The sequence below is a fragment of the uncultured Aquincola sp. genome (assembly GCF_964001545.1).
In the GTDB taxonomy this organism is placed as follows: domain Bacteria; phylum Pseudomonadota; class Gammaproteobacteria; order Burkholderiales; family Burkholderiaceae_C; genus Aquincola.
Genome location: NZ_CAXFDV010000498.1, coordinates 1 through 3,536 on the forward strand (window position 1 = coordinate 1; position 3,536 = coordinate 3,536).

Genomic DNA, 3,536 nt, shown 5'->3' on the forward strand with positions numbered 1-3,536 from the left:
ATACCCGTTTTCACGCACCGTCGCACGCGACTTGCCAATCGTGCTGGTGGTGCGGAAGGGCTGAACGGCGACGACCGCGTAGCGTTCGGCGAGCCAGCGGTAACCGATCGGGTCAGGCACGTAGAAGGCGGCGGCCCAGCCAAGAAAACTGTGAAGTCGCCAAGATAGTGATTAGATTGGCCCGCATCGTCAAGATTTCGATGACGAGACGCTCACCCCGGAATGCCGTACTTGCGCAGCCGCTGCGCAATCGCCGAGTGCGAGGTGCCCAGCCGCTCGGCCAGACGGCGGGTGGAGGGGTATTGCGGCCACAGCCGCTGCAGCAGCGCCCGCTCGTAGCGCGAGACGGCATCGTCCAGGCTGGTGATGCTGTCGTCGTCGGTGGGCGGTGGCGCGGCGGTGGCGGCGTCGGCCAGCTCCAGGTCGCCGGCGTCGATGACGGCCGCGTCGGTCATCGTCACGGCACGGAAGATCACGTTCTGCAGCTGGCGCACATTGCCGTGCCACGGGTTGCCCAGCAGCGCATGGGTGGCGGCGCGGCTCAGGCGCGCGGGCGGGCGACCGGCCTGGGTGCAGGCGCGTTCCAGGAACACCTGGGCCAGCACCAGGATGTCTTCGGTGCGCTCGCGCAGCGGCGGCACCGCCAGCTGCAAAACATCGAGGCGGAACAGCAGGTCCTGCCGGAAGCTGCCGGCGGCCACCATGTCTTCGAGATTGCGGTGGGTGGCGCTGATCAGCCGCACATCGGCCTTCAGCTCGCGGTCGCCGCCCACGCGGCGAAAGCTGCCGTCGTTGAGAAAGCGCAGCAGCTTGGCCTGCAGGTACAGCGACATCTCGCCCACCTCATCGAGGAACAACGTGCCGCCGTCGGCCAGCTCCAGGATGCCGGGTCGGCCGCCCCGCAGCCCGCCTGTGAAGGCGCCGGGCGCATAACCGAACAGCTCGCTCTCGGCCAGGCTTTCGGGCAGCGCCGCGCAGTTGAGCGCGAAGAAAGGCTGCGCATGGCGGCGGCTGCCGGCATGGCAGGCATGGGCCACCAGTTCCTTGCCGGTGCCGGTTTCACCGCGAATGAGCAAGGGCGCATCCACCGAGGCCATGCGCGCCGCACGCTGCTTGAGCTGACGGATGGCGGCCGAGCGGCCCAGCAGCGTCTCGAAGCCACCGGCGCTGTAGTTGTGCAGCGCGCTCAGCCGCTCACCCAGCCGCTGCGGCGCGTGCAGCGTGATCACCGCCCCGGCCACGCCACCGCCGGGCTCATGCAGCGCCACGGTTTCCATCAGGTAGGCCTGGCCGCCCACCTGTACCTCGGCCACCGGCAGCTTGTAGTCGTGGTCCACCAGTGATTGCGCCAGCTGCGCATCGCCCGTGAGTGCCTGCAGCGGCTGGCCTTGCAGCGCCTGCACCGGCTGGCCGCTGGCCTGCGCAACGGCGGGGTTGGCCACCACCACGCAGCCTTGTGCATCCACCGCCAGCACCGGGTCGGCCAACGAGGCCAGCAACGCATCCAGGTACAGCCGGCGGCGGGCGCCGGGCAGCATCTGCAGCTCTTCCACCTGCTGCACGCCGGGCACTTCGGCCAGCAAGGCCTTGCGCAGCGCCGGGTAGGCGGCGGGCTGCAGGCCCGGCGCTTCGAGGTAGATCTGCGGCGGATCGACCTCCACCGCCACCACGTCCAGGGCGCGGGCGGCCAGCACCGCCAGGATTTGCTGAGCGATGCCGACACGGTCGACAAAGGTGATCTTCAGGCGCATGGGCAGGTGGAATGAAAACGTGACAGTGGAATGAAATCTACACGCAAACTGGCGCTCTCGGCCCTGCTGTCGTCTCGATTTCAATACACCCTGAAGCCCTGACCCATGCAAGTGCTTGATGCGCCTCGCATGGTCACATTGGCACGCCGCTTGCGCTTCCCCAGCCATCGCCGGACTGGCCGGCCAACCAAAGGTGCTCTCCCCATGAAGGTCCTGGTCCTCGGAAGCGGTGTCATCGGCGTGTCGGTGGCCTACTACCTGGCCAAGGCCGGGCATGAAGTCACGGTGCTCGACCGCCAACCCGCCCCCGCGCTGGAAACCAGCTTTGCCAATGCCGGCGAGGTGTCGCCGGGCTACTCGGCCCCCTGGGCCGGCCCCGGTGTGCCCATCAAGGCCATCAAGTGGATGCTGATGCAGCACAGCCCGCTGGTCATCAAGCCCATGCTCGACCCCGCCATGTGGCGCTGGGGCGCGCAGATGCTGCGCAACTGCACCGAAGAACGCTACCGCATCAACAAGGCGCGCATGGTGCGGCTGGCCGAATACAGCCGCGACTGCCTGAAGCAGCTGCGCGCCGACACCGGCATCGTCTACGACGAGCGCACGCAGGGCACGCTGCAGCTCTTTCGCACCCAGAAGCAGCTGGACGGCGCCGACAAGGACGTGGAGATCCTGCAGCAGTACCAGGTGCCCTACCAGTTGCTGGACCGCGCCGGCTACCTGCAGTACGAGCCGGCACTCAAGGACGTGGCCGACAAGTTCGTCGGCGCCCTGCGCCTGCCGGGCGACGAGACGGGCGACTGCTTCCTGTTCACCCAGCGGCTGGCGGATCTGGCGCGCGGCCTGGGCGTGAAGTTCGAGTTCGGCGTCAGCGTGCAGGCCATCGAGCATGCGGGCACGCAGATCACCGGCGTGCAGACCAGCCGCGGCCGCTTCACCGCCGACCGTTATGTGCTGGCCATGGGCAGCTATTCGCCGCTGATCGCCAAGCCGCTGGGGCTGCAGCTGCCGGTGTACCCGGTCAAGGGCTTTTCCATCACCGTGCCCATCACCGATGCGGCGCTGTCGCCCGAGTCCACCATCATGGACGAGACCCACAAGGTAGCCGTCACCCGCCTGGGCAGCCGCATCCGCGTGGGCGGCACGGCGCAGCTGTCGGGCTACAACCTCGACCTGGAAGCCGGCCGCCGCCGCACGCTGGAATTCGTGCTGACCGACCTGTTCCCGCGCGGCAGCGACGTGGCCAAGGCCGAGTTCTGGACCGGCCTGCGCCCGATGACGCCCGACGGCACGCCCATCCTGGGCGCCTGCCGCTACCAGAACCTGATGCTGAGCACCGGCCACGGCACGCTCGGCTGGACCATGGCGGCCGGCACCGGCCGCGTGCTGGCCGATCTGGTGAGCGGCAAGGCGCCCGAGATCGACATGGAAGGCATGGGCCTGGACCGCTATGCATGACACCCCTGCCCTTCCCGGCGCCAGCCGCGCCCAGGTGAACGCCGGTGCCTGGCTGGACATCGACCTGGCCGCCATCGTGCACAACTGGCGGCTGCTCAAGCAGCAGGCCAATGGCCGCGCCGATTGCGCCGCCGTGGTCAAGGCCGATGCCTACGGCCTGGGCGCCGCGCCGGTGGCCACGGCGCTGCATGCCGCGGGCTGCCGCCGCTTCTTCGTCGCCCATCTGGACGAAGGCCTGACGCTGCGCCCGCTGCTGCCGGCCGATGCCACGCTGTTCGTGATGCACGGCCTGCTGCCCGGCAGCGAGCTGGAAGCCGTGACCCACGG

3 protein-coding genes are annotated in these 3,536 nt (G+C 68.9%); 2 read left to right on the plus strand and 1 reads right to left on the minus strand.

The genetic code is table 11. The features are described from left to right. Positions 1-212: 212 nt before the first annotated feature. On the minus strand, positions 213-1,751 hold the full coding sequence (locus tag ABNT58_RS16935) for a sigma 54-interacting transcriptional regulator (protein WP_348754619.1): 1,539 nt from the start codon (positions 1,749-1,751) through the stop codon (positions 213-215). A 129-nt stretch (positions 1,752-1,880) separates the two neighbouring features. Between ABNT58_RS16935 and ABNT58_RS16940 the strand changes: the two genes are divergently transcribed. Continuing rightward, entirely contained in the window at positions 1,881-3,209 is a 1,329-nt protein-coding gene (locus tag ABNT58_RS16940; protein ID WP_348754621.1) for a D-amino acid dehydrogenase, read from the plus strand. Next, positions 3,202-3,536: alanine racemase (locus tag ABNT58_RS16945; protein WP_348754620.1), on the plus strand; the 335-nt coding region annotated here is incomplete at its 3' end. The genes ABNT58_RS16940 and ABNT58_RS16945, both read left to right, overlap by 8 nt.